Below are 25,194 nucleotides of genomic sequence, written 5' to 3'. Positions count from 1 at the left end.
GGCGCCGGCGGGAGCAGGGTGCTGTGGGTGCGGTCCTGTCAGGCGTCGAGGAGGGCCAGACGCAGGGTGCGTTCCGCGAGCTCGCTGACGTGGACGCCGTCGAAGCCGAAGACCGCGCTGCGGACCCTGTCCTCGAGGGGGTCCTTCCACTGGGCGGGGACGGCCGCCGCGCCCGTCATGACGCCGGCCACCGAGCCGGCCGTCGCGCCGTTGGAGTCGGTGTCCAGGCCGGCGCGGACGGTCAGCGCGATGGTGCGGGTGAAGTCGCCCCCGCCGTAGAGCAGGCCGGCCGTGATGACGGCGGCGTTCGGCACCGTGTGGATCCAGCCGAGACCGGCGGTCTCCTCCGCGAGCGTGTCGAGCGCGTCCTCCCAGGGCAGGCCGGCCTCGTGCAGGGCGAGGGCCCGGCGTACCGTGCGGGCCAGACGGCTGCCGGCCGGGATCACCGTCAGCGCGGTGTCGACGGCGGCGCGGACGGTCGGCGCGGTGAAGGCCGCCGCGATCAGCGCCGCCGCCCACATGGCCCCGTAGACGCCGTTGCCGGTGTGCGACAGGACCGCGTCGCGGCGGGCCAGTGCGGCGGCGCGGCTTGGGTCGCCGGGACTGGTCCAACCGTGGATGTCGGCGCGGATCAGGGCGCCGATCCACTCCTGGTACGGGTTGTCGTACGTGGCCGTCAGCGGTGGCTTGAGGCCATTCGCGAGATTGCGGTACGCGGCCCGCTCCGCGGTGAACGTCTGAAGGTACGGCAGGCGCCGCAGCCACAGCTCGCCGACCTGCTCGGTGGTGAAGCCGAAGCCGTGCGTCTCCAGGAGGTCCAGGCCCAGGATCGCGTAGTCGACGTCGTCGTCGCGGCAGCTGCCGTGGACGCGGCCGCGGACGCAGCTCCGCCACTCGGGGCGCAGCGGCGGGCCGTCGTCGCCGGCCGGCTCGGGAAGGTAGTCGGTGAGCGGCAGCGCGTCGGCCGCGCGCAGGTAGCGGTCGATGCGGTCGCGCGTCCACACGTCGCCCTGCTCCACCGGCTTGCCGAGCATGTTGCCGGCGATCCGGCCCAGCCAGCCGCCGAGGATACGGTCGGCGAGCGCCGGTCCGGTGCCCACGGCGGCGTCCACAGCGGTCATGGGAACCGGTCTACCGGATTCCGGGGGCGGCCGCTCGGGGTTCATCGGTACGTCCTCGGGGCCCACGGGCACGTCAGGGGCTTCTCAGGGTCCGGGCGGGGCATGACGGCGGGGGTGGTCGGCGGTTAAGGTCGCAGCGGCGCGACTGGCCCTGACGTGCGGGGCCCGGAGAGCAAGGGGATGTCAAGGTGGCGGACGCTGCAGTGCGAGGCACCCGGAGGGTGCTGGTTGCCGCGGACAAGTTCAAGGGCTCGCTGACGGCCGTGCAGGTCGCCGAGCGCGTGACGGCCGGGCTGCGCCGGGTCGTGCCGGACGTGGAGGTGGAGGCGCTGCCCGTCGCCGACGGCGGCGACGGGACCGTGGACGCGGCGGTCGCGGCCGGGTTCGAGCGCCGGGAAGTACGGGTCGCGGGTCCCCTCGGGGACGAGGTGACGGCCGCGTTCGCGCTGCGCGGCGACACGGCGGTCGTGGAGATGGCCGAGGCCAGCGGGTTGCAGCGGTTGCCTGCCGGTGTGTTCGCGCCGCTCACGGCGTCCACGTACGGGTCCGGGGAGCTGCTGCGGGCCGCGCTGGACGTGGGGGCGCGCACGATCGTGTTCGGCGTCGGCGGGAGCGCGACGACGGACGGGGGCGCGGGGATGCTGGCCGCGCTCGGGGCGCGGTTCCTGGACGCGGACGGGGAGCCGATCCCGCCCGGTGGCGGGGGACTGGCGGAACTCGTCCGGGCGGACCTGACCGGGCTCGACCCGCGGCTCGCCGCGGTGGACCTGGTGCTCGCCAGCGACGTCGACAATCCGCTGACCGGTCCGAAGGGTGCTCCGGCGGTCTACGGGCCGCAGAAGGGGGCCTCGGCGCAGGACGTGTCGACGCTGGACGCTGCGCTCGCGCACTTCGCGAAGGTGCTGGAGGGCGTGGGCGGGATCGGGAACCGGGCGGCCGAGTACGCGGCGTCGCCGGGGGCGGGTGCGGCGGGTGGTATCGGGTTCGGGGCGATGCTGCTCGGGGCGCGGTTCCGGGCCGGGATCGAGGTCATGCTCGACGTGCTGGGGTTCGCTCCCGCGCTGGAGCGGGCCTCGCTGGTGATCACCGGTGAGGGCTCGCTGGACGAGCAGACGCTGCACGGGAAGGCTCCGGCCGGGGTCGCGGCGGCGGCACGGGCGGCGGGCAAGGAGGTGGTCGCGGTGTGCGGGCGGCTGGCGCTGGAGCCGGAGGCTCTGGAGCGTGCCGGGATCCGGCGGGCGTATGCCCTGACCGAGGTCGAGCCGGACGTGGCCACGTGCATTGCGGATGCGGGGCGGATCCTTGAGCAGGTGGCTGAGCGGATCGGGCGCGACCGGCTGGCGTGACGGGTCGGTCTTTGCCCGGGGCCTTTCCGGCTGGGTGGGTGCGAGAGTGCCGTTCCCTGGGGCTCTGCCCCAGCCCCCGCCAGCCCGCCTGGCTTGGTGGGGGTGAGGTGGCCGTCCCTGGGGCGCCGCCCCAGCCCCTGCCGTGTCGGCCCCGAGTGCTTGGCCCGCCCGCCCGACTCGGTGGGGAAGGGGTGACCGTTCCTGGGGCTTCGCCCCAGACCCCGGCGGGGCTGTGCCCCTGCACCCCGTCGGGGCTTCGCCCCGGATGCTTGGCCCGCCCGCCCGACTCGGTGGGGAAGGGGTGGCCGTCCCTGGGGCTCCGCCCCAGACCCCCGCGGGGCTTCGCCCCTGCACCCCAGCGGGGCTCTGCCCCTGCGCCCCGCCTGGGCTGCGGCCCCCGCCGCGACGTGCCCTCGCGGCCCCGGCTGGAATGCCCCCTGCACCTGCACCCCCACCGGGATCCTCAACGTCTCCCCGCGCCCTCGCGCCCCGGCAGTGGCCCGCGACACGGGAAGGGCCCCGAACCTCACGGTTCGGGGCCCTTCCTGTTCGGCGGACGCAGCGGAGCGCTACGGCTGGGCCGCCCGTGCCTCGCGGCGGTTGTCGCGGAAGTTGTTCACTCGGCGGGCCGTGGCGAACAGGGGGATCACCGCGCCCATGACGAGTTGCAGGGCGCAGCCGGTCTGGAGGAGGAGCTGGCCGCTCGGGGCGTCGAAGGCCCAGGCTGCCAGGAGACCCATGGACAGGACGATCCAGGACAGCATGGCCACCGCCAGGCGGCCCCTCGGCTTCGGGTACTCCACTCGGCTCACCATCAGCCATGCCGTGCCGACGATCGCCAGCAGCGTCGCCACGAAGGGGAGCTCGAGGAGGACGATCGAGACCACCGTCAATGCGCCGAAGGGGGAGGGCATGCCCTGGAACATGCCGTCCTTCAGCGTGACGCAGGAGAATCTCGCGAGCCGGAGGACCACCGCCAGCAGGACCACAATCGCGCCGAGGGCCGCCACCCTCTGGTGGGCGTCGTCCGCGACCATGCCGTACACGAGGACGAAGTACGCCGGGGCCAGGCCGAAGCTGATCAGGTCGGAGAGGTTGTCCAGTTCCGCGCCCATGGGGGAGGAGCGCAGCTTCCTCGCGACCAGGCCGTCGAACAGGTCGAAGACCGCCGCGCACAGCATCAGGATGACCGCCGTGGCAGCGCTGTGCCGGGCCATGCCGGCCGACTCGTCGTTGCCGGTCAGGTGCGGGATCAGGATGCCGGTGGTGGTGAAGTACACCGCCATGAAGCCGCAGGTCGCGTTGCCCAGGGTGAGGGTGTCCGCTATCGACAGGCGCAACGAGAGGGGCATCTCCTCCTCTTCGTCCACCTCGTCCGCCTCCGGCACCCAGCCGGCCTGGGTCTCGGGATCAATGACGGTCAATGCGAGTCACCCCAGCCACGGTCTTCTGGCCGACCTCGACCGCGACGTCCACACCCTCGGGCAGGTACAGGTCGACGCGCGAACCGAAACGGATCAGACCGATCCGCTCGCCCTGCTCGACCTTGGTGCCGGACGGGATGTAGGGGACGATGCGGCGGGCCACCGCGCCGGCGATCTGGACCATCTCGATGTCGCCGAGCTCGGTGTCGAAGTGCCAGACGACCCGCTCGTTGTTCTCACTCTCCTTGTTGAAAGCCGGAACGAACCCGCCGGGGACGTGCTCGACCGAGGTGACCGTGCCGGAGAGCGGGGCGCGGTTGACATGGACGTTCAGCGGGCTCATGAAGATCGCGACGCGGGTGCGGCCGTCCTTCCACGGCATGATGCTCTGCACCACACCGTCGGCGGGCGAGATGACCCGGCCCTGGGCGATCTCGCGCGCGGGGTCGCGGAAGAACCACAGCATCCCCGCCGCCAGCGCGGTGGCGGGAACGGCTACGGCCTTGGCTGCACCCGAGCGGCGGGCGCGCAGAAGGCTGACGGCTGCGGTGGCGACGGTCGGAAGAAGCCACGGCGATGCTCCGCGCGCAAGGCGTACGCCGGCCAGGCTGTCACGATGTGCAGAGGTTTGGCTGTGGGGCATGGATGACCTTCGTAGCGGATGATGCCGCGCTTTCGACGGGGGACGGCGGCTTTCCGCGATCGTAGCGGTTAAGGGCCACAACTGGGTAAGCCGAGCTGCCGAGTCGGCAGCCGAACACCGTTGACGGGGTGTGATCTTCTTCTCGAAGAAAACACCCCGTAGCCGGACATTCAGCCCTGGAACCGATACTCTTCGAGCAGCCTGCGACCGATGATCATTTTCTGGATCTCGGCGGTGCCTTCACCGATGAGCAGCATGGGTGCCTCACGGTACAGGCGCTCGATCTCGTACTCCTTGGAGAAGCCGTAGCCGCCGTGGATGCGGAAGGCGTCCTCCACGACCTCCTTGCAGTACTCGGAGGCCAGGTACTTCGCCATGCCGGCCTCGAGGTCGTTGCGCTCGCCCGAGTCCTTCTTGCGGGCCGCGTTCACCATCATGGCGTGGGCGGCCTCGACCTTGGTGGCCATCTCCGCCAGCTTGAACTGGATGGCCTGGTGCTGGGCGATCGGCTTGCCGAAGGTGTGGCGCTGCTGGGCGTAGGCCACACCCAGCTCGAAGGCGCGCTGGGCGACGCCGCAGCCGCGGGCCGCCACGTTCACCCGGCCGACCTCGACGCCGTCCATCATCTGGTAGAAGCCGCGGCCGGTGGCGCCGCCGAGCACCCGGTCGGCCGGGACGCGCAGCCCGTCCATGATCAGCTCGGTGGTGTCGACGCCCTTGTAGCCCATCTTGTCGATCTTGCCGGGGATGGTCAGTCCGGGGCGGACCTCGCCGAAGCCGGGCTCCTTCTCCACCAGGAAGGTCGTCATGGACTTGTGGGGCGCGGTGCCCTCGGGGTGGCCCTCGTCACTTCTGACCAGGATCGCCACGAGTGACGACGTACCGCCGTTCGTCAGCCACATCTTCTGGCCGGTCAGGACGTACTCGTCGCCGTCCTTCACCGCCTTCGACGTGATCGCCGACACGTCGGAGCCCAGGCCCGGCTCCGACATCGAGAAGGCGCCGCGGACGTCGCCGGCCGCCATTCGGGGCAGGAAGTGGTCCTTCTGCTCCTGCGTGCCGTGCTGCTTGAGCATGTACGCGACGATGAAGTGCGTGTTGATGATGCCGGACACCGACATCCAGCCGCGGGCGATCTCCTCCACGCACAGCGCGTACGTCAATAGCGACTCGCCCAGGCCCCCGTACTCCTCGGGGATCATCAGACCGAACAGGCCCAGTTCCCTCAGGCCGTCCACGATCGCTTGCGGGTACTCGTCGCGGTGCTCCAGCTCGGTCGCGACCGGGATGATCTCCTTGTCGACAAAGTCCCGGACGGTGGAGACGATCTCCTGCTGCACGTCCGTCAGACCGGCGGTCTGGGCGAGTCGGGCCATGGCCTACTTCCCCTGCTCCCTGGGTTCGGAACTGGATGTGTCGCCCCGCAGGGGCGTCGTTTGAGGGTGGTGGTGGGAGACGGGCGGGCGGCCCGGCTGCTCGCCGCCGCGCTCCTTGGTGTACGTCTCGGTCGGCACCATCACCTTGCGCCGGAAGGTGCACACCAGCGTGCCGTCCTGCTTGTAGCCCCTGGTCTCGACGTGGACGATGCCGCGGTCGCTCTTCGACTTCGACGGCCACTTGTCGAGCACGGTCGTCTCGCCGTAGATCGTGTCGCCGTGGAAGGTCGGCGCCACGTGCTTGAGCGACTCGATCTCCAGGTTGGCGATGGCCTTGCCGGAGACGTCCGGGACGGACATGCCGAGCAGCAGGGAGTAGATGTAGTTGCCCACGACGACGTTCTTGCCGAAGTCGGTCGTCTTCTCGGCGTAGTTGGCGTCCATGTGGAGCGGGTGGTGGTTCATGGTCAGGAGGCAGAACAGGTGGTCGTCGTACTCCGTGACCGTCTTGCCCGGCCAGTGCTTGTAGACCGCCCCGACCTCGAACTCTTCGAAGGTCCGTCCGAACTGCATGCCGCTCAGCCCTCCGGGATCTCGAACGTGCTGGTGCGCCGCATGCCCGCCGCGCGGCCCTTGCCCGCGATGACCAGCGCCATCTTGCGGCTGGCCTCGTCGATCATCTCGTCGCCGAGCATCGCCGAGCCCTTCTTGCCGCCCGCCTCGGATGTGCAGTATTCGTACGCGTCCAGGATCAGCTCCGCGTGGTCGTAGTCCTCCTGGGACGGTGAGAAGACCTCGTTGGCGGCCTCCACCTGGCCAGGGTGCAGCACCCACTTGCCGTCGAAGCCGAGGGCGGCGGCCCGCCCCGCCACCTCGCGGAAGCCGTCGACGTTGCGGATCTGAAGGTAGGGGCCGTCGATCGCCTGGAGGTCGTTGGCGCGCGCGGCCATCAGGATCTTCATCAGGATGTAGTGGTAGGCGTCCGCCGGGTAGCCGGGCGGCTGCTCGCCCACGACGAGCGACTTCATGTTGATCGACGCCATGAAGTCGGCCGGGCCGAAGATGATCGTCTCGATGCGCTCGGAGGCCTGCGCGATCTCGTTGACGTTGTTCAGGCCCCGCGCGTTCTCGATCTGCGCCTCGATACCGATGCGGCCCACCTCGAAGCCCATGGTCTTCTCGATCTGCGTCAGCAGCAGGTCGAGCGCGACGAGCTGCTGGGCGTCCTGCACCTTCGGCAGCATGATGCAGTCCAGGTTCTGGCCCGCGCCCTCGACCACCGTCACGACGTCCCGGTACGTCCACTCGGTCGTCCAGTCGTTGACCCGCACCACCCTGGTCTTGCCCGTCCAGTCGCCCTCGTTGAGGAACTTGACGATGGTGTGCCGCGCCTCCGGCTTGGCGAGCGGCGCGCAGGCGTCCTCCAGGTCGAGGAACACCTGGTCGGCGGGCAGTCCCTGAGCCTTCTCCAGGAAACGGGGGTTCGAGCCCGGTACGGCCAGGCAGGAGCGCCGGGGGCGCAGGCGGTCGACCTGGGGATCAGGAAGGGGCGCGGCGGAGCCGCTCGCTGAAGGGGTGGTGGCGGGCGACGGGCGGGCGGTCATGCGGGGACCTCCAGGGGGTCGAGCTTGTTCGCTTTCCGGATCTCGTCGACGATACGGCCGATGATCCCGGTGATGTCGAAGTCCTTCGGGGTGAAGACCGCGGCCACTCCCGCGGCCCTGAGCTGCTCGGCGTCACCGTTCGGAATGATCCCGCCGGCGATCACCGGGATGTCGGCCGCGCCGGCCTGGCGCAGCCGCTCCAGCACGTCGGGCACCAGTCGGGCGTGCGAGCCGGACAGGATGGACAGGCCGACCGCGTGCACGTCCTCGGCGAGGGCCGCGTTCACGATCTGCTCGGGGGTGAGCCGGATGCCCTGGTAGACCACCTCGAACCCGGCGTCGCGGGCACGTACGGCGATCTGCTCGGCGCCGTTGGAGTGCCCGTCCAGGCCCGGCTTGCCGACCAGGAAGCGCAGCTTGCCCACGCCCAGGTCTCGGGCGGTGGCGTCCACCTTGCGCCGCACCTCGGACAGGGCCGAGCCCTCCTCGGCGGTCACGGCCACCGGAGCGGAGGACACACCGGTCGGCGCCCGGAACTCGCCGAACACCTCGCGCAGGGCCCCGGCCCACTCGCCGGTCGTGACACCCGAGCGGGCGCACTCCAGCGTGGCCTCCATGAGGTTGCCGGAGCCCTTGGCCGCCTCCTTCAGCCGCTCCAGTGCCTTGCAGGGGCGCGGGTGGTTGAACGGCGGCTGGTAGCGGGTGTCGCGCCAGTGCCGGAGCGAGGTGGTCACGCGGGCCTCGACGGCCGGGTCGACCGTCTGGATCGCGGTGTCCAGATCGGCGGTGAGCGGGTTCGGCTCGGTGCCCTCGAATATGTTGACGCCGACGATCTTCTCCCGGCCCGACTCGATCCGGGCCCGGCGCTCGGCGTGCGAGGCGACCAGCTGCGACTTCAGGTAACCGGACTCCACGGCGGCCATCGCGCCGCCCAGCTCCTGGATGTGCTCGATCTCGGCGAGCACCGCCTCCACCAGCTCCGCCACCTTCGCCTCGACCACCTTCGAGCCCTCGAAGATGTCCTCGTACTCCAGCAGGTCGGACTCGTACGCCAGAACCTGCTGGATGCGCAGCGACCACTGCTGGTCCCAGGGCCGGGGCAGGCCGAGGGCCTCGTTCCAGGCCGGCAACTGCACGGCACGCGCGCGTGCGTCCTTGGAGAGGGTGACGGCCAGCATCTCCAGGACGATTCGCTGGACGTTGTTCTCCGGCTGCGCCTCGGTGAGGCCGAGGGAGTTGACCTGGACGCCGTAGCGGAAGCGGCGGTGCCTGGGGTCCTCGATGCCGTACCGCTCGCGGGTGATCCGGTCCCAGACGCGGCCGAACGCCCGCATCTTGCACATCTCCTCGACGAAGCGGACGCCCGCGTTGACGAAGAAGGAGATGCGGCCGACGACATCGCCCATGCGCTCCTGCGGCACCTGGCCGCTGTCGCGCACCGCGTCCAGGACGGCGATCGCGGTGGACATCGCGTACGCGATCTCCTGCACCGGCGTGGCCCCGGCCTCCTGGAGGTGGTAGCTGCAGATGTTGATCGGGTTCCACTTGGGCATGTGGGAGACCGTGTACGCGATCATGTCCGTGGTCAGCCGCAGGCTCGGGCCCGGCGGGAAGACGTGCGTGCCGCGGGACAGGTACTCCTTGACGATGTCGTTCTGGGTCGTGCCCTGGAGCTTGGTGATGTCCGCGCCCTGCTCCTCCGCGACGACCTGGTAGAGCGCCAGCAGCCACATGGCCGTGGCGTTGATCGTCATCGAGGTGTTCGTCTGCTCCAGGGGGATGTCCTGGAACAGCCGGCGCATGTCGCCGAGGTGCGCGACCGGCACGCCGACCCGGCCGACCTCGCCGCGGGCGAGGACGTGGTCGGGGTCGTAACCGGTCTGCGTCGGCAGGTCGAACGCCACCGACAGACCGGTCTGGCCCTTGGCGAGGTTGCGCCGGTACAGCTCGTTGGAGGCCTCGGCCGTGGAGTGGCCGGCGTAGGTGCGCATGAGCCACGGCCGGTCTCTGTCCGCGTGCGCCCGCGGTGTCTGACGCTCACTCATGTGCGCCTCTCAGATGTTCCGGAAGCGGTTGATGGCGTCGATGTGCCGGGCGCGCATCTCCTCGTCGCGCACGCCCAGGCCCTCCTCGGGCGCCAGGCACAGCACGCCGACCTTGCCCTGGTGCAGGTTGCGGTGCACGTCGTACGCCGCCTGCCCGGTGTCCTCCAGGGAGTAGACCCGGGACAGCGTCGGGTGGATCTTGCCCTTGGCGATCAGGCGGTTGGCCTCCCAGGCCTCGCGGTAGTTGGCGAAGTGGGAGCCGATGATGCGCTTCAGGGACATCCACAGGTAGCGGTTGTCGTACTCGTGGGTGTAGCCCGAAGTGGAGGCGCAGGTGACGATGGTGCCGCCCTTGCGGGTGACGTACACGCTCGCGCCGAAGGTCTCGCGGCCGGGGTGCTCGAAGACGATGTCGACGTCCTCGCCGCCGGTGAGTTCGCGGATGCGCTTGCCGAAGCGCTTCCACTCCTTGGGGTCCTGGGTGTGCTCGTCCTTCCAGAACCGGTAGCCCTCGGCGGTGCGGTCGATGATCGCCTCGGCGCCCATGGCGCGGCAGAGGTCCGCCTTCTGCTCGCTGGAGACGACGCAGACCGGGGTCGCGCCGCCGGCGAGGGCGAACTGCGTGGCGTAGCTGCCGAGTCCGCCGCTCGCGCCCCAGATGAGCACGTTGTCGCCCTGCTTCATGCCTGCGCCGTTGCGGGAGACCAACTGGCGGTAGGCGGTCGAGTTGACCAGGCCGGGGGCGGCGGCCTCCTCCCAGCTCAGATGGCCGGGCTTGGGCATCAGCTGGTTGGACTTGACGAGCGCGATCTCGGCGAGGCCGCCGAAGTTGGTCTCGAAGCCCCAGATGCGCTGCTCCGGGTCGAGCATCGTGTCGTTGTGGCCGTCGCTCGACTCCAGCTCGACGGAGAGGCAGTGTGCGACGACCTCGTCACCGGGGTGCCAGGCGTTGACGCCGGGGCCGGTGCGCAGGACGACTCCGGCCAGGTCGGAGCCGATGACGTGGTACGGCAGGTCGTGGCGCCTGGTGAGCTCGCTGACCCGGCCGTAGCGCTCCAGGAAGCCGAACGTGGACAGCGGTTCGAAGATCGAGGTCCACACCGAGTTGTAGTTGACCGAGGAGGCCATGACGGCCACCAGGGCCTCGCCCGGGCCCAGCTCGGGCAGCGGCACCTCGTCCAGGTGCAGGGACTTGCGCGGGTCCTTGTCGCGGGTGGCGAGCCCGTCGAACATCTCCGTCTCGTCCTTGTGCACGGTGATCGCGCGGTACGACTCGGGCAGTGGCAGGGCGGCGAAGTCGGCGGACGTGGCGTCCGGCGACTGGATCGCCCCCAGGATGTCCTTCACGGTCACGGTGTTGCCTCCGGCGTCGAGCGCCCTGAGGGAGGGGCGCTGAGGGTTACGTCGGTGCTGCTGAGGGGTGATGAGGGGGCCGGCGGTCCGGCCGGGTGCCGTCGGTTCGGCGGGTGGGGCTTCGGCAGCGCTTTGTGGCGCGGGAGGTTGCCTGTGACGCAGGCGTCCGGGCGTGCGAGCCGCCATCGGTTCGCTGGGACAGTCGGCGTGCGTGCGGTTCTGCCGCGCGCCGGCCGCCCGGACACCTTCAACGTATGACACCGCGTGTCATCCGGCAAGGCACTGAGTGCCAGAATTTTCGCTCAGACGAAAACTTTACGCAACAAATGAGCGATGATCGATCGAACGGGGCCCGCCGAGACGGGCGAAAAGGTGCTCCGACATGCAACGACGGCCACCCCGTGGGGGTGGCCGTCGGTTACGCGGCTCTCGTGGTCGCGAGGCGGTACGCGGCTCTCGCTCGTCGCGAGACCCTTCAGCGCTCTTTCAGCGCCTCCTCGATGGTCCGCATGACCTCATCCAGCGGCGCGTCGGTGCGGGCGACCGTCACCAGCACCTCGCCCTGCTGGGACACCGCCGCCGACGGCCCGGCACCGGACGCGGGCGCCGCGGCGCGGCCGGCCCCGATCCCGGTGCCGAAGGTCTTGCGCACGATCGCGAAGGCGTGGTCGAGCTGCGCCTCGACGTCTCCCCGGCCGTCGGCCCGCAGCCAGCGCCGCAGCACGTGGTTGTGCGCGGTGACCACGGCCGAGGCGGCGACCTCCGCGAGCAGCGGGTCGTCGTTGGCGTCGTCGGCGTGCACGCGCTCGTCGAAGTGGCCCAGCAGATAACGCGTGAACAGGCGCTCGTAGCGGGCCACGGAGGCGATCTCCGCCTCGCGCAGCGTGGGCACCTCGCGGGTCAGCTTGTAGCGGGCGACCGAGATCTCCGGCTGCGCCGCGTACATCTTCATGACTTCCTTGATGCCCCGGCACACCGTGTCGAGCGGGTGCTCGTGCGCGGGGGCCGCGTTGAGAACGGCCTCGGCGCGGATCAGGGTGTCGTCGTGGTCGGGGAAGATGGCCTCTTCCTTGGAACGGAAGTGCCGGAAGAAGGTGCGGCGGGCGACCCCGGCCGCCGCGGCGATCTCGTCGACCGTGGTCGCCTCGTACCCCTTGGTCGCGAACAGCTCCATCGCGGCGGCCGCCAGTTCCCGGCGCATCTTGAGCCGTTGGGCGGCCGCGCGGGAGCCGGCGGCGCTCTCCGGCGCGTCGGGCGTGGCGGGTGTGCGTGTGGACTTGGCGGGCTGGGGCATGACCCGAACGTACTGCATCCGTGCAGCCCGGTGCGCACGTCCCCGGGTTCCTCCGTCCTCGGTGGACGGGGGAGCGGCCGCCGGCTCCAGCAGGCCGCCCCACTCCCGCCCGTCCGCGAACCGGTCGCCGGACCGGTCAGCGCCGGGCATATTCGCGGAAGCCTCGGCCGGTCTTGCGGCCGAGGCAGCCCGCGGCCACCAGATGCTCCAGGAGCGGTGCCGGGGCCAGGCCCGGGTCGCGGAACTCGCGGTGCAGCACCTTCTCGATGGCCAGCGAGACGTCCAGACCGACGACGTCGAGCAGTTCGAACGGGCCCATGGGGTAGCCGCCGCCGAGCTTCATCGCCGCGTCGATGTCGTCCAGGGATGCGTAGTGCTCCTGCACCATCTTGACCGCGTTGTTGAGGTACGGGAACAGCAGGGCGTTCACGATGAAGCCCGCGCGGTCCCCGCAGTCGACGGCGTGCTTCCTGATCCGGACGCAGACCTCGCGGACCGTCGCGTGGACGTCGTCCTCCGTCAGCACCGTGCGGACGACCTCGACGAGTTTCATCGCGGGCGCCGGGTTGAAGAAGTGCATGCCGATCACCTCGTGCGGCCGCGAGGTGGCGCGGGCGCAGGCGACCACGGGAAGCGAGGAGGTGGTGGTGGCCAGGATCGCGCCCGGCCTGCAGACCTTGTCCAGCGCCGCGAACAACTGCTGCTTGACCGCCAGGTCCTCGGCGACGGCCTCCACGGCGAGGTCCACCTCGGCGAAGTCGTCGAGGCTGCCGGTCGCCGTGATCCGGTCCAGGGTCTGCGCGGCGGCCTCGGCGGTCAGCCGGCCCTTGTCGACAGAGCGTGAAAGCGACTTGCCGATACGGGCCTTGGCGGCCTGCGCCTTCTCCGCGCTGCGGGCGGCCAGCACGACCTCGTACCCGGCCTTCGCGAACACCTCGGCGATGCCGGAGGCCATGGTGCCCGAGCCGGCGACGCCGACGGAGCGCACGGGGCGGCCGGGGCCGAGCACGTCACCGGCCGGCGGGGTCAGCGCGTCCCGCACGACGGTGCCGCTGCCCGGGGCCTCGTAGGTGTAGAAGCCGCGGCCCGCCTTGCGGCCCGTCAGGCCGGCCTCGCTGAGCTGCTTCAGGATCGGCGCGGGGGCGTGCAGCCGGTCGTGCGACTCGGCGTACATGGCCTCCAGGACCGTGCGCGCGGTGTCGACGCCGATCAGGTCGAGCAGCGCCAGCGGGCCCATCGGCAGTCCGCAGCCGAGCCGCATCGCGGCGTCGATGTCCTCGCGGGAGGCGTACCTCCCCTCGTACATCGCGGCGGCCTGGTTGAGGTAGCCGAACAGCAGCCCGTCGGCGACGAATCCGGGCCGGTCCCCGACCGCGACGGGCTCCTTGCCCAGTTCGAGGGCGAGGTCGGTGACCGCCTCGACGGCCTGCGGGGCGGTCAGCACCGAGGCGACGATCTCGACCAGCCTCATGGCCTGCGCGGGGTTGAAGAAGTGCAGGCCGAGCACCCGCTCCGGGTGGGCCGAGTCGGCTGCCAGGCGGGTCACCGACAGGGCGTTGGTGCCGGTGGCCAGGATCGCCCCGGGCCGCACGATGCCGTCCAGCTCCCGGAGGATCTGCTGCTTGGTCTCGTACGACTCCGGCGCCACCTCGACGACCAGGTCGGCGTCGGCCGCCGCGGCCAGGTCGGTGGAGGTGCGCACGCGGGCGAGCACGTCCGTGCGCTCCCGGTCGGTCAGGCGCCCGCGTTCCACGGCGCGGGCGGTGGAGTTCTCCAGGGCGGCGACGCACCTGGCGGCCGCCGCCTCGCTGATGTCGATGCCGACGACCTCGCGGCCCGCGCGGGCCAGGACCTCGGTGATGCCGGTGCCCATGGTGCCGAGGCCGACGACGGCGATCGTCTTCAGCGGGGACAGGGAGATGTCGGAGAGGGGAGTGGCCATCGCGGGACTCCAGAAATGAGGGTGACGACTGGGAACGCGTCCCTGGTGCGCCGACGGGCGCACCAGGTGCGGAAGGAAGAGGTTGCGGGTGTCGCCGGGCCGTGAGCGCACATGCCCGGTGCCGGTCGCCGCGGGCGCCTGAGCGCCCGGCAGCCGGCGAAGCCGACCGGCTCTGTCCCGAAGCCGGGTCGTACTGCGGTACTCGGGGTACCGAACCGACAACACTCGCGGTGGCTGCGTCACCAGGCCACTGCGAGAGGGTGCGAGAGGGTGTCTCGCTCGTCTGAGCTTAACCGGTGGGTAACGAGCGCGCCACCCCCCTGGGTTTGTGATGTACGTCCCGCGCGACGGATCGCGACCCTAGGCTGTTTTCGTGGACGAAGAGTTGCGATCGCTCACGGAGCGCATACGGCAGGAGACGGGCGGATCGGCGGCGTACGAGCATCTGGCGGCCACCCGGGACCCGGGCGAGCTGGCGGAGGTGCTCACGGCGCCCGGGCAGCCGCTGTGGGCCCGGGAACTGGCCGCGTTCCGCCTCGGCCTCGCGGGGGACCGGCGGGCCTTCGAGTCCCTGGTGCTGCTGCTGAACCACCGCGACCCGCAGCGCTGCGTCGGTGCCGCGTACGCGCTGGCCCGGCTCGGCGATCCCCGCACCGCCCGCGCCGCGGCGGCCCTGGCCACCAACGAGTTGCGTGTCGCCTACGCGCTGCATCCGGTACGGCTGCTGGTGGAGCTGCGGGCCCCCGAGTCCGTGCCCGCCCTGATCACCACGCTGGAGCGCCGGCTCCGCCCGCACGACCCCTACCGCCGGGTGGCCCTGGCCTGTGTGGAGGGCCTGGGCGAGCTGGGCGACGGCCGGGCCCGCCCCGTCCTCACCGAGGCCCTCGCCCACCCGGCCCTGGCGGAGGCGGCGGTCGACGCCCTGGCCCGTATCCCGAAGTCCGGGTGAGCAGCCGGGACCCGCGGGAGCACGCGGACGGGTCCGGCGGCCGGGCGCGCGAACACCTCACTCGGGCAGTACGGCGAACGCCTCGACCTCCATCAGGAAATCGGGGCGGACCAGGGCCGCGACCTGGACGGCCGAGGAGGCGGGCAGGCGGTCGTCGGCCAGGTGGGCCGTGCGGGCGGCGCGGATCGCCGGGAGGTGGGCCGTGTCCGTGAGGAAGTAGGTGAACTTGACGACGTTGTCGAAGGTCGCGCCGGCGGCGGCCAGGCAGCGACGGAGGTTCTCGAAGATCTGCCGGGCCTGCGCGTCCGGGTCGCCCTCGCCCACGAGTTCGCCGTTCTCGTCCAGGGCGACCTGTCCGGAGATCGCGACGAAACGGCCGGTGCCCATGACGACATGGGAGTAGTGCGCGGCGGGGGCGACCCCGTCGGGGGCGGGAATCCTGGTTGGCTCGCTCATGCGTCCATGGTGGACCATGCGTCCGGCAACCACGATCCGGTCACCGCCCCCGACGGGCCGTCAGACCGCTTGCGGCGGCCCGGCGGAGCCGGTTCCGCCGCTCAGCCGCGGAAGCGGACGAGGTCGTGCAGCGCCGCCCCGCGCGCCGCGCCGGACGGGGAGGCGGCCGCGGCGGCCGCCGCCGCGCCCAGCGGCTTCGGTTCGGCCAGCCGTTGGCACACCGCGTCCGCGACACCGTGCCCGCGCGGCACCTTGCCGTTCGTCAGATACGTCGCCAGGTGCTTGTCCAGGCAGGCGTTCCCGCTCAGCGTGATGCCGTGGTTGCCGCCGCCCTGCTCCACCACCAGGCTGGAGTTCCGCAGCAGCCGGTGCACCGTGGCACCGCCCTCGTACGGGGTGGCCGCGTCGTCGGTCGCCTGGAACAGCAGCACCGGCGGCAGCTTGCCGTTGGCGACGTTCACCGCGCGCTTGGACGAGACCGGCCAGAAGGCGCAGGGCGCGTTGTACCAGGCGTTGTTCCAGGTCATGAACGGTGCCTTGGCGTACACGGCCCAGTTGTCCTTGCGCCACTGCCGCCAGTCGCGCGGCCACGAGGCGTCCCGGCACTGCACGGAGGTGTAGACGCTGTAGCCGTTGTCGCCGGAGGCGTCCACGGCGGCGAAGTTGTCGTACGCCTCGACCAGCGGCCCGGTCTTCTTGTCGTTCGCGTACGCCGCGAACGCCTGGGCGAGGTAGGGCCAGTAGCCGTCGTAGTAGCCGCCCGGGATGAAGGTGTCCTCCAGTTCGGAGGCGCCGACCTTGCCGCCCGCGGGCTTCTTGGCGAGTGCCGCCCGCATCGCGTACCACTTGGCCTCGATCTTCGCCGGGTCCGTGCCCAGCTTGTAGGTCGAGTCGTGCTTCGCGATCCACGCGACGAAGGCCTGCTGGCGGCCCTCGAAGGCGTAGTCCTGCTTGATGTTGTCCTCGTACCAGACGCCCGTCGGGTCCACGATCGAGTCGAGGACCAGCCGGCGCACCCGCTCGGGGAAGAGCTTGGCGTACACCGCGCCGAGATAGGTGCCGTAGGAGTAACCGAAGTAATTGATCTTCTTCGCGCCGAGGGCCCGGCGGATCGCGTCCATGTCGGTCGCCGCGTTGACCGTGTTGATGTGCGGCAGCACGCTCGCGTACTTCTTGCCGCAGGCGGCGGCGAAGGACGTCGCGCGTGCGAGGTTGGCGTTCTCGATCGCGGGAGTGTTCGGCACCGAATCCGGGCGCACCGGCTTGAAGGAGCCCGGCTTGCAGTCGAGCGCCGGGGAACTCTTGCCCACGCCGCGCGGGTCGAAGCCGATGACGTCGTACTGGGCCGCGACCTCCTTGGGCAGGGAGGAGGCGACGAAACCGGCGAGTGAGAGGCCGCTGCCGCCGGGGCCGCCGGGGTTGACCAGCAGGGGGCCCTGGTAGGTCTTGGCGGTGTGCGGGACGCGGGACAGCGCCAGCGTGATCTTCTTCCCGGACGGATGCCTGTAGTCGAGCGGCACCTTCACGGATCCGCACTGGAGGGCCGGATACCTGGTGGTGCCGCACTTCTTCCATGTGACCTTGGCGGCGGATACGGCGGCTGCGGGATGCGGCGTGCTCGCGTCGGCGGGGACGGCCGTGAGGGATCCGGCCATGACGACGGCGGCACCGCACAGCACGGCAGCGCTTTTTCTCATAGGTCCTCCCAGGACGGAGAGGCTGCGGACCGCGGTCTCGCGGTCCTCGCCGCATAGTCCCGGAAAGATCTAGCGGAAGAACGCGTTCTGACAATTCTTGACCCAATTGGGCCGGGTGAAGCGCTCGAACGATCTCAAATGAGCGTGAGTTGAGTCGGTTCGGGCATCGGGGGCGGCGTCGGCTCGGCCGGCTGGATGCGGCGGGCCGCTCCCGCGCGCGCCGGGCCGATCCCGTACTCCCGTGCCAGCTCGTGCACCTGACGGGTGATCCGGCGCTGGTACCACTTGGGGGCGTAGGCGCCCTCGGAGTAGAGCCGCTCGTAGTGGCGCACGAGGTGCGGGTGGTGCTGTTCGAGCCAGGCCATGAACCACTCGCGGGCGCCGGGTCGCAGATGCAGCACCAGCGGGGTGACGGAGGTGGCCCCGGCTGCCGCTATCTCCCTTACGGTGTCGCGCAGTTGGGCCGGACGGTCGCTCAGGAACGGGATCACCGGCGCCATCAGCACCCCGCAGCCGATGCCGTGCTCCCCGAGGGTGCGCACGACGTCCAGGCGTCGCTCGGGTGCGGGAGTACCCGGCTCGACGGTGCGCCACAACTCGGTGTCGGTGAAGCCCACCGAGACGCAGACGCCCACCTCTGTGACCTCGGCCGCCTGGGTGAGCAGGTCCAGATCGCGCAGGATCAGCGTGCCCTTGGTCAGGATCGAGAAGGGGTTCGCGTGGTCGCGCAGCGCGCTCAGGATGCCGGGCATCAGCCGGTAGCGTCCCTCGGCCCGCTGGTAGCAGTCCACGTTCGTGCCCATGGCGATGTGCTCGCCGTGCCAGCGGCGCGAGGCCAGCTGGCGGCGCAGCAGCTCCGGTGCGTTCACCTTGACCACGATCTGCGTGTCGAAGCCGATGCCCGTGTCGAGGTCCAGATAGCTGTGCGTCTTGCGCGCGAAGCAGTACACGCACGCGTGCGTACAGCCGCGGTACGGGTTGACCGTCCACTCGAAGGGCATGCGCGAGGCGCCCGGCACCCGGTTGATGATCGAGCGGGCCCGGATCTCGTGGAAGGTGATCCCGCGGAACTCGGGAGTGTCGAACGTACGTGTGACGACCGCGTCCGCCCCGAAGAGCGCGGCGTCGGCCCGGCCGTGACCGGAGTCCCCGGAGTTCCCCGGGTCCACGGTGAGGTTGTCCCAGCGCATGGCGCCTCCTCGATAGTGCTCCCCACAGAATAGAACACATGTTCCCTTGATCGTGCGGGTGACCGTACGGACGCCGTTCCCGATCGCCCGCTGTGCCGTTTTCGATCACTTGCCGGGCCCCGATTTGGGGCCCCGGGCAGCGGGGTGATTGGCTTGCCCCAAGCCTGAGAACGGATGTCCTGGAGGAAGCCATGGCGCAGGTCGAGGCCACTACGGAGCGGGTCGTCGCCGCCGACGCGGAGACTGTGTTCGACGCGGTCGCCGACTACAGCGGCACCCGCCCGAAGGTGCTGCCCGAGCACTTCAGCGAGTACGAGGTGCGCGAGGGTGGCGACGGCGAGGGTACCCTCGTCCACTGGAAGCTCCAGGCCACCAGCAAGCGGGTCCGCGACTGCCTGATGGAGGTGTCCGAGCCCTCCGACGGCGAGCTGATCGAGAAGGACCGCAACTCCTCCATGGTCACCGTCTGGCGTGTGACCCCGGCCGGCGAGGGCAAGTCCCGCGTCGTGGTCACCACCACCTGGAAGGGGGCCGGGGGCATCGGCGGCTTCTTCGAGAGGACGTTCGCCCCCAAGGGCCTCGCCCGGATCTACGACGCGATGCTCGCCAAGCTCGCCACCGAGGTCGAGAAGTAGCCTTTCTGGAGCAACTCCTCTGCCGACGAGCGTCGTTGGCGCCTCACCGGTTCGAGTGGATCTCCCTCCGGACTGGAGGCCCGCCGTAACTCATCGTCTTGCCCACAGTTGTCGCATTGCGCGGCAATTGTGTGGCAGGTGCGACGAGGGAGCGGTACGTGGGCGGGATCACTCTGGTGCAGGACGAGCCGGTCGCGGCGCCCCCCAGGGTCCCCGCCCCGCCGCCGGCCCCCGCCCCGCGGCTCGGCCCCCGCGGGGTGCGGCTGGTCTTCGTCGGGCTGATGCTCGCGCTGCTGCTGGCAGCGCTCGACCAGATGATCGTCGCCACCGCGCTGCCGAAGATCGTCGGCGAGCTGCACGGCCTGGACCGGATGTCCTGGGCGATCACCGCCTATCTGCTCACCTCCACCATCGGCCTGCCCATCTACGGCAAGCTCGGCGACCTGATCGGCCGCAAGGGCGTCTTCCAGTTCGCCATCGCCGTCTTCGTCGCCGGCTCCGCGCTCGCCGGACGGGCGCAGACCATGGACCAGCTCATCGCCTTCCGCGCGGTGCAGGGCATCGGCGCGGGCGGACTGATGATCGGCGTGCAGGCCATCATCGCGGACATCGTGCCGCCCCGGCAGCGCGGCCGGTTCATGGGACTCATCGGCGCGGCCTTCGGACTCGCCTCCGTCGCCGGGCCGCTGCTCGGCGGCTACTTCACCGACCACCTGTCCTGGCGGTGGTGCTTCTACATCAATGTGCCGTTCGGCCTGGTCACCCTGGCCGTGATCACCGTCGTGCTGAAGCTGCCCAGGCCACGGGTCAGGGCCGGCTTCGACGTGCTGGGCGCCCTGCTGCTGGCTGCCGCCTCCACCTGCCTGGTGCTGCTGACCAGTTGGGGCGGCACCGAGTACGCCTGGGGCTCACGGGTCATCCTGGGGCTGGGCGCGGGCGCCGTCGCGGCCACCGCGCTCTTCCTCGTCGCCGAGCGCTTCGCCGTCGAACCCCTCATCCCGCTCAGGCTGTTCCGCGACTCCGTCTTCAACGTCAGCGGCCTGGTCGGACTCGTCGTCGGCGTCGCGCTGTTCGGGGCGGCCAGCTACCTGCCCACCTTCCTCCAGATGGTCGACGGCGCCTCGGCCACCGAGTCCGGACTGCTGATGCTGCCCATGATGGGCGGCATCGTGGGGGCGTCCATCGTCTCGGGGCAGCTCATCAGCCACACCGGCCGCTACCGGATCTATCCCGTCCTCGGCAGCGCCCTGTCCGCCCTCGGCATGTGGCTGCTGTCCCGGCTCGAAGTCGACACGTCCCGGCTCCAGTACAGCATCTGGATGGCCGTACTCGGCGCCGGGATCGGCCTGGTGATGCCGGTGCTGGTGCTCGCCGTGCAGAACTCGGTGCGCCCCGCCGACCTCGGCACGGCGACCAGCGCCAACAACTACTTCCGGCAGATCGGCGGCAGCGTGGGCGCCGCCGTCTTCGGCACCCTGTTCGCAGGCCGGCTCACCGACGCCCTGCGCGACCGCGTCCCCGCGCGCGCGGGTGCCGCCCTCCCCGACCCCGAGTCGATCACCCCGCAGGCCGTGCGGGCACTGCCGCCGGCCTTGCGCGACGCCTACGTGGGGGCGTACGCGGACGCCATGCCGCGGATCTTCCTCTATTTGGTGCCGGTGCTCGTCCTCGGCCTGCTCATCGCCTTCTTCCTCAAGGAGAAACCGCTGGTGTCCCACAACGCCCATGTGACCGACCCGGAGACCGCGCCGCTGAACCCCACCGTGCCGCAGGCCCGTTCACCCTTCGCCGCCGGCGTGCCCGTCTGCGGCACCGTGCAGCATCCGGACGGCACCGTCGTGCCCCGCGCGGCGCTCACCCTGATCGACGTCGCGGGACAGCAGATCGGCCGGGGCGCGAGCGGCGACGACGGGCGGTACGCGCTGTCCACGCCGGGCACCGGGTCGTACGTCCTGATCGCCGCGGCCGGCGGGCACCAGCCGCAGGCCGTCTCCGTGACGGTCGGCGAGCGGCCCGTCGAACTCGACGTCGTCCTCGGCGGCGCCGGACGCCTCACGGGCACCGTGCGCACCGCCGACGGCAGCCCCGTGCGCGACGCCACCGTCACCCTGACCAATGTGCACGGCGAGGTCGTCGCCAGCACTCGCAGCGGGCGCGAGGGCGGCTACGCCATCACCGAGCTCGTCGCCGGGGAGTACACCCTCGCCGGCAGCGCGCCCGCCTTCCGCCCGGCCGCGCTGCCGGTCAGCGTGCAGGCCGCGCGGGAGACCCGCCAGGACGTCGAGCTCGCGGGCGGGGCCGTGCTGCGCGGGACCGTCCGGGCCGGTGGCGGGCGGCCCGTCGAGGATGCGCGCGTCACCCTCCTCGACGCCGCGGGCAACGTCGTCGACACGCTCACCACCGGACCCGACGGGACGTTCCGGTTCGTCGACCTGTCCTCCGGCGAGTACACCGTGATCGCGGCCGGCTACCCGCCCGTCGCCACGGTGCTGCAGGTGGCGGGCGGTGGACGTACGGAACGGGATCTCCAGCTCGGGCACGAGGACTGAGCAGCTCGTCGGGGGGAGCGCACCACCGCGCGCAGGTGCGCTCACCCTGAGACCAATTCGCGTATTGCCGCACATCGTGACGGGCCGTCGCCGTACCGTGGTGCCCGGGGGAGCAGATCTTGCGCAGCCGTGGGGAGAGGGGCCTGGGTCATGGACCGTGGCACCGAATGGGGCGTACCTCCGGGCCGCGGAGCCGGGGGCCGCGCGGTGGCGGCGGACGTCCCGGCCGGACGGGTCCCGCTGGCCGTGGTCGTGGTCGACGACGACGGCCTGGTGTCGCACTGGAGCAGGGGCGCGCGGCGGCTGCTCGGCAGAGCCAAGGAACAGGCGATCGGCACTCCGGCGGCCGACCTGCTGCCCGTCTCCGGCGCCCTGCCCGACGAGGCGGACGGTGCCCCCTACCGGTCCCACGGCGGCTATGACGGGCTAGGACCCGGTCTGGAGTCCTCGCTGGACGGGCGGCTGTCCTACCCAGCCGCCGGCCGGGCCCGGCTCGCCGTGCCGGAACGGGACCGGGTGGACGTCCTGTGGTGGGCGTACCCGCTGGTCGGCCCGGGGCGGGAGCGGCTGCTCGTGCTCGCCGCCGACGCGGACGGGCTGCGCCACGGCGACGGACACGTTGACGCGGACGCGGACGAGGACGCGGACCAGGTCGTGGAGGCGGGCGAGTTCGAGCGCATCGCGCCGGCCTTCGCCCTGCACACCGACTTCCCCGGCGCCGACGAACTCGCGCGCCGGCTGCCCGAGATCCTGCCCAGCATGAGCGTCGGAGAGAGCGCCCGCATCGTCGCGCAGGTGCTCGAACTCGGCTACCCGGTACTGGAGTTCAGCCAGAACGACCGGGTGCCCGTCACCCCCGACTGGGGTGTGCCGCGGCGGGTCGAGCGCAGGGCGCGCCGCGAGCGGGCCGCGCGGGCGGCGGCCCAGGGACTGTCCTTACCGGAGGAACCGGCCGACGACGGGGGCGAGGATCTCGAGTACGCCGCCGTGCGCGAGCGCCTGGAGTTCCTCAACGAGGTCAGCGGCAGGATCGGCACCTCGCTCGACCTCGCGCGGACCATCGTCGAGGTCAGCCGGGCCGTCGTCCCGCGCTTCACCGACGTCGCCGGCACCTATCTGCGCGAACAGGTCGTCGCCGGGGAGGGGTTCCCGGAGGGCGTGCCGGACACCAGGACCATGTGGCACCGGGTGGCCGTGGAGCACAACGACGAACCGGGCCGCTGGGACGACGTCGTACCGGTCGGCGAGGCCATGCCGTTCCCGGCGCACACGCCGTTCTTCCAGTGCATGACCTCCGGCGAGCCCGTGCTCGTGCCGCGGATCAGCGAGGAGATGGGCCATGCCGTCGCCTCGCAGTTCGAGAAGCGCGACATCCGGCCGCTGATCACCCACCGGTCCATGCTCGTCGTGCCGCTGAAGGCGCGCAACGTCGTCCTCGGCTTCATGGTCCTGCTGCGCCACCCGGAGCGCGCCGAGTTCAACGACATGGACCGGGTCACCGGTGCCGAACTCGCCGCCCGCGCGGGCCTCGTGCTCGACAACGCGCGCATGTACACGTACCAGGAGAGCGTCGCCGAGACCCTCCAGGACAGCATGCTGCCGAGCATCCCGGCGCGGATGGCGGGCTGCGACGTCGCCACCCGCTATCTGCCCGGCACGCTGCTCGGCCGGGTCGGCGGTGACTGGTTCGACTCGGTCAAGCTGCCCGGGGCCCGCACCGCCCTGGTCGTCGGCGACGTCATGGGGCACGGCCTGAACTCGGCCGCGATGATGGGGCAGTTGCGTACGGCCGTGCAGACCATGGCCGCGCTGGACCTGCCGCCCGCCCAGCTGCTGCGCAACCTGGACGACCTCGCGCAGCGGCTCGGCGACACCTACCTGGCGACCTGCCTGTACGCCGTGTACGACCCGATCGCGAGCGAGGTGCACCTGGCCAACGCCGGCCACATCCCGCCGGTCCTGGTGCGCGCGGGCGACGGCCGCAGCGAGCTGCTGGACCTGCCCACGGGGGCGCCCATCGGCGTCGGCGGGGTGCCCTTCGAGGCGGTACGCGTCCCCGTGCGGACCGGCGACCGGCTGGTGATGTGCACCGACGGGCTGGTCGAGGTGCGCGGCGAGGACATCGGTGTGGGTCTCGCCGCACTGTGCGAGTCCGCCGCCCACCCGGCCGCGTCCATGGACGACGCCTGCGACACGATCATCCGCGCCCTGAACACGCGTGGTGGCCGCAAGGACGACGTGGCGCTGCTGATGGCCCGCCTGAACGGCATCGAGCCGGACGACGTCGCCGAATGGCGTCTGGCCCGCGATCGCGCCGAGGTGGGCCGGGCCCGCGCCGTGGTCCGTGAGCAACTGCACGAGTGGGGCCTGGCCCGGCTCACCGACCCCACCGAGCTGATGGTCAGCGAGCTGGTCACCAACGCCGTACGGCACTCCCACGGCAGACCGGTCGAACTGCGCCTCGTCCGCGGCGACACCCTGCTGTGCGAGATGGAGGACGACGACCACGACCTGCCCACCCTGCTGAGCGCCGGCCCGGCCGACGAGTCCGGCCGGGGCCTGCGGGTGGTCAGCACCCTCGCCCGCGAGTGGGGCACGAGCCGTACGGACACCGGCAAGACGGTCTGGTTCGAACTCGCCCTGCCCCGCCGCTGACCCGGCCCCGGCACGCCACCGTTCGAGCGTCCCGTGCCCCCGGTCCCGCTCCGGCATCCGGCGGTTGTGGGGCCGGGCCCTGGCCGGTAGACCGGAAGAACCCGTCGGTTGTGACGGAACAAGGCTGTTTTGCAGGGGAGTTCGGCATGAGTGCGACGAGCCGTTACCGGCAGGCGTGGGAGGGATTCTGGAGTGAGGCTCCCGAGGAGCCGGGGTCGGTGTTCTGGGACGCCGGGCCCGAGGTGACCGCCGGCCTCCATCTGCCGCTGCTCCGACCGCACTTGGCCGACCCGGCGCTGCCCCTGGTCGACCTGGGGTGCGGCAACGGCACACAGACCCGGTTCCTCGCCGAGCGCTTCGGACGCGTCGTCGGCGTCGACATCGCCGCGGCGGCCGTCGGGCACGCCCGGCGCGGCGACCGCGCGGGCCGGGCCGCGTACCGGGTGCTGGACGCCGCCGACAAGAGCGAGGTGGAGACGCTGCACGCCGAGATGGGCGACGTGAACGTCTACATGCGGGGCGTGCTGCACCAGTGCGATCCGGACGACCGGCAGGCGCTCGCCGACGGGATCGCCACCCTTGTCGGCACGCGCGGCCGGGTCTTCCTCGTCGAACCGTCCGAGTCCGCCCGCCTGGTCCTGGGCGGACTCGCGCGGGACCCCGCCGGTCCGCCGCCCAAGCTCGCCCCGGTCCTCCGGCACGGCATCGCGCCCGGCGAAGTCGCCGACGCCGCCGTGCCGCAGTATCTCGGCTCGGCCGGCCTCACCGTCCTGGCAGGCGGTGAAATGCCCCTGGTCACCGCGGAGTTCACCTCCGACGGCACCCGTATCGAGCTGCCGTCGCAGTGGTTCGTGGCAGGCCGCGCCCACTGACCGGCCCGGCGGTCGTGCTCTGCGTGTCAGTGGGACGGCGTAT

Annotated in this window: 19 protein-coding genes; 6 read left to right on the top strand and 13 right to left on the bottom strand. The window is 71.4% G+C overall.

Annotation, left to right across the window (positions count from 1 at the left end; translation table 11 throughout):
* Positions 1–38: 38 nt before the first annotated feature.
* Positions 39–1,121, bottom strand: a complete 1,083-nt coding sequence (locus ABZ818_RS30100; RefSeq protein ID WP_361421397.1) for an ADP-ribosylglycohydrolase family protein — start codon at positions 1,119–1,121, stop codon at positions 39–41.
* A gap of 203 nt (positions 1,122–1,324) precedes the next feature.
* Between ABZ818_RS30100 and ABZ818_RS30095 the strand changes: the two genes are divergently transcribed.
* Positions 1,325–2,467 (top strand): glycerate kinase, encoded by a 1,143-nt coding sequence (locus tag ABZ818_RS30095; protein WP_361421441.1) that lies wholly within the window; start codon positions 1,325–1,327, stop codon positions 2,465–2,467.
* Between the two features lie 569 nt (positions 2,468–3,036).
* On the opposite strand, the gene pssA is transcribed toward ABZ818_RS30095, so the two are convergent.
* The 9 genes from pssA to ABZ818_RS30050 form a co-directional block, all read right to left on the bottom strand.
* The gene (gene pssA / locus ABZ818_RS30090; RefSeq protein WP_326806356.1) at positions 3,037–3,855 is read right to left on the bottom strand and encodes a CDP-diacylglycerol--serine O-phosphatidyltransferase; all 819 of its coding nucleotides are present in this window, start codon (positions 3,853–3,855) and stop codon (positions 3,037–3,039) included.
* 22 nt (positions 3,856–3,877) lie between these two features.
* A complete protein-coding gene (locus tag ABZ818_RS30085; protein WP_361421394.1) occupies positions 3,878–4,534 on the bottom strand; it encodes a phosphatidylserine decarboxylase in 657 nt (218 codons plus the stop codon).
* 170 nt (positions 4,535–4,704) lie between these two features.
* Positions 4,705–5,910, bottom strand: a complete 1,206-nt coding sequence (locus tag ABZ818_RS30080; protein ID WP_361421391.1) for an acyl-CoA dehydrogenase family protein — start codon at positions 5,908–5,910, stop codon at positions 4,705–4,707.
* Between the two features lie 3 nt (positions 5,911–5,913).
* Positions 5,914–6,483: a MaoC family dehydratase gene (locus ABZ818_RS30075; RefSeq protein WP_361421388.1), complete on the bottom strand. Its 570-nt coding sequence runs from the start codon at positions 6,481–6,483 to the stop codon at positions 5,914–5,916.
* A 5-nt stretch (positions 6,484–6,488) separates the two neighbouring features.
* Complete coding sequence (locus ABZ818_RS30070) at positions 6,489–7,514, bottom strand: CoA ester lyase (protein WP_361421385.1); 1,026 nt, start codon at positions 7,512–7,514, stop codon at positions 6,489–6,491.
* Positions 7,511–9,559, bottom strand: coding sequence for a protein meaA (locus ABZ818_RS30065; protein WP_361421383.1), 2,049 nt, complete (start codon positions 9,557–9,559; stop codon positions 7,511–7,513). Before ABZ818_RS30065 ends, ABZ818_RS30070 begins: the two co-directional genes overlap by 4 nt.
* A 9-nt stretch (positions 9,560–9,568) precedes the next feature.
* Positions 9,569–10,906 carry a crotonyl-CoA carboxylase/reductase gene (ccrA, locus tag ABZ818_RS30060; protein ID WP_361421437.1) on the bottom strand — a complete coding sequence of 446 codons (1,338 nt, stop codon included), beginning with the start codon at positions 10,904–10,906 and terminating at the stop codon, positions 9,569–9,571.
* 481 nt (positions 10,907–11,387) lie between these two features.
* Positions 11,388–12,206: a TetR family transcriptional regulator gene (locus tag ABZ818_RS30055; protein ID WP_361421380.1), complete on the bottom strand. Its 819-nt coding sequence runs from the start codon at positions 12,204–12,206 to the stop codon at positions 11,388–11,390.
* 136 nt (positions 12,207–12,342) lie between these two features.
* Positions 12,343–14,148 (bottom strand): 3-hydroxybutyryl-CoA dehydrogenase, encoded by a 1,806-nt coding sequence (locus tag ABZ818_RS30050; RefSeq protein WP_361421377.1) that lies wholly within the window; start codon positions 14,146–14,148, stop codon positions 12,343–12,345.
* A gap of 373 nt (positions 14,149–14,521) precedes the next feature.
* Between ABZ818_RS30050 and ABZ818_RS30045 the strand changes: the two genes are divergently transcribed.
* The gene (locus ABZ818_RS30045) at positions 14,522–15,097 is read left to right on the top strand and encodes an adenylosuccinate lyase (protein ID WP_361421374.1); all 576 of its coding nucleotides are present in this window, start codon (positions 14,522–14,524) and stop codon (positions 15,095–15,097) included.
* A 57-nt stretch (positions 15,098–15,154) separates the two neighbouring features.
* On the opposite strand, the gene ABZ818_RS30040 is transcribed toward ABZ818_RS30045, so the two are convergent.
* The 3 genes from ABZ818_RS30040 to ABZ818_RS30030 all read right to left on the bottom strand — a co-directional run bounded on the left by ABZ818_RS30040 (position 15,155) and on the right by ABZ818_RS30030 (position 18,440).
* Positions 15,155–15,553, bottom strand: coding sequence for a RidA family protein (locus ABZ818_RS30040; protein ID WP_361421371.1), 399 nt, complete (start codon positions 15,551–15,553; stop codon positions 15,155–15,157).
* A gap of 101 nt (positions 15,554–15,654) precedes the next feature.
* Positions 15,655–17,250: an alpha/beta hydrolase gene (locus ABZ818_RS30035; protein WP_361421368.1), complete on the bottom strand. Its 1,596-nt coding sequence runs from the start codon at positions 17,248–17,250 to the stop codon at positions 15,655–15,657.
* 134 nt (positions 17,251–17,384) lie between these two features.
* Positions 17,385–18,440: an Rv2578c family radical SAM protein gene (locus ABZ818_RS30030; protein ID WP_361421365.1), complete on the bottom strand. Its 1,056-nt coding sequence runs from the start codon at positions 18,438–18,440 to the stop codon at positions 17,385–17,387.
* A gap of 191 nt (positions 18,441–18,631) precedes the next feature.
* On the opposite strand from ABZ818_RS30030, the gene ABZ818_RS30025 reads away from it, so the two are divergent.
* The 4 genes from ABZ818_RS30025 (at position 18,632) to ABZ818_RS30010 (ending at position 25,151) form a co-directional block, all read left to right on the top strand.
* Positions 18,632–19,075: an SRPBCC family protein gene (locus ABZ818_RS30025; protein WP_361421362.1), complete on the top strand. Its 444-nt coding sequence runs from the start codon at positions 18,632–18,634 to the stop codon at positions 19,073–19,075.
* Positions 19,076–19,233: 158 nt separating this feature from the next.
* Complete coding sequence (locus ABZ818_RS30020; RefSeq protein ID WP_361421359.1) at positions 19,234–21,624, top strand: MFS transporter; 2,391 nt, start codon at positions 19,234–19,236, stop codon at positions 21,622–21,624.
* A gap of 150 nt (positions 21,625–21,774) precedes the next feature.
* Positions 21,775–24,279, top strand: a complete 2,505-nt coding sequence (locus tag ABZ818_RS30015) for a SpoIIE family protein phosphatase (protein ID WP_361421356.1) — start codon at positions 21,775–21,777, stop codon at positions 24,277–24,279.
* A gap of 146 nt (positions 24,280–24,425) precedes the next feature.
* Entirely contained in the window at positions 24,426–25,151 is a 726-nt protein-coding gene (locus ABZ818_RS30010) for a class I SAM-dependent methyltransferase (protein ID WP_361421353.1), read from the top strand.
* Positions 25,152–25,194: the final 43 nt, after the last annotated feature.

Origin of the sequence: Streptomyces sp. NPDC047453 (assembly GCF_040643155.1) — a bacterium.
Classification (GTDB): Bacteria; Actinomycetota; Actinomycetes; order Streptomycetales; family Streptomycetaceae; genus Streptomyces.
The sequence above is the reverse complement of the archived record's forward strand: the minus strand, read 5'-3'. Positions and strand labels throughout refer to the sequence as shown.

What these genes read in the sequence shown, in the direction of transcription:
- ABZ818_RS30100 (WP_361421397.1), bottom strand. Translation starts at nt 1,121, where the DNA reads ATGACCGCTGTGGACGCCGCCGTGGGCACCGGACCGGCGCTCGCCGAC.
- ABZ818_RS30085 (WP_361421394.1), bottom strand. Translation starts at nt 4,534, where the DNA reads ATGCCCCACAGCCAAACCTCTGCACATCGTGACAGCCTGGCCGGCGTA.
- ABZ818_RS30080 (WP_361421391.1), bottom strand. Translation starts at nt 5,910, where the DNA reads ATGGCCCGACTCGCCCAGACCGCCGGTCTGACGGACGTGCAGCAGGAG.
- ABZ818_RS30075 (WP_361421388.1), bottom strand. Translation starts at nt 6,483, where the DNA reads ATGCAGTTCGGACGGACCTTCGAAGAGTTCGAGGTCGGGGCGGTCTAC.
- ABZ818_RS30070 (WP_361421385.1), bottom strand. Translation starts at nt 7,514, where the DNA reads ATGACCGCCCGCCCGTCGCCCGCCACCACCCCTTCAGCGAGCGGCTCC.
- ABZ818_RS30065 (WP_361421383.1), bottom strand. Translation starts at nt 9,559, where the DNA reads ATGAGTGAGCGTCAGACACCGCGGGCGCACGCGGACAGAGACCGGCCG.
- ABZ818_RS30055 (WP_361421380.1), bottom strand. Translation starts at nt 12,206, where the DNA reads ATGCCCCAGCCCGCCAAGTCCACACGCACACCCGCCACGCCCGACGCG.
- ABZ818_RS30050 (WP_361421377.1), bottom strand. Translation starts at nt 14,148, where the DNA reads ATGGCCACTCCCCTCTCCGACATCTCCCTGTCCCCGCTGAAGACGATC.
- ABZ818_RS30040 (WP_361421371.1), bottom strand. Translation starts at nt 15,553, where the DNA reads ATGAGCGAGCCAACCAGGATTCCCGCCCCCGACGGGGTCGCCCCCGCC.
- ABZ818_RS30035 (WP_361421368.1), bottom strand. Translation starts at nt 17,250, where the DNA reads ATGAGAAAAAGCGCTGCCGTGCTGTGCGGTGCCGCCGTCGTCATGGCC.
- ABZ818_RS30030 (WP_361421365.1), bottom strand. Translation starts at nt 18,440, where the DNA reads ATGCGCTGGGACAACCTCACCGTGGACCCGGGGAACTCCGGGGACTCC.
- ABZ818_RS30025 (WP_361421362.1), top strand. Translation starts at nt 18,632, where the DNA reads ATGGCGCAGGTCGAGGCCACTACGGAGCGGGTCGTCGCCGCCGACGCG.
- ABZ818_RS30015 (WP_361421356.1), top strand. Translation starts at nt 21,775, where the DNA reads ATGGACCGTGGCACCGAATGGGGCGTACCTCCGGGCCGCGGAGCCGGG.
- ABZ818_RS30010 (WP_361421353.1), top strand. Translation starts at nt 24,426, where the DNA reads ATGAGTGCGACGAGCCGTTACCGGCAGGCGTGGGAGGGATTCTGGAGT.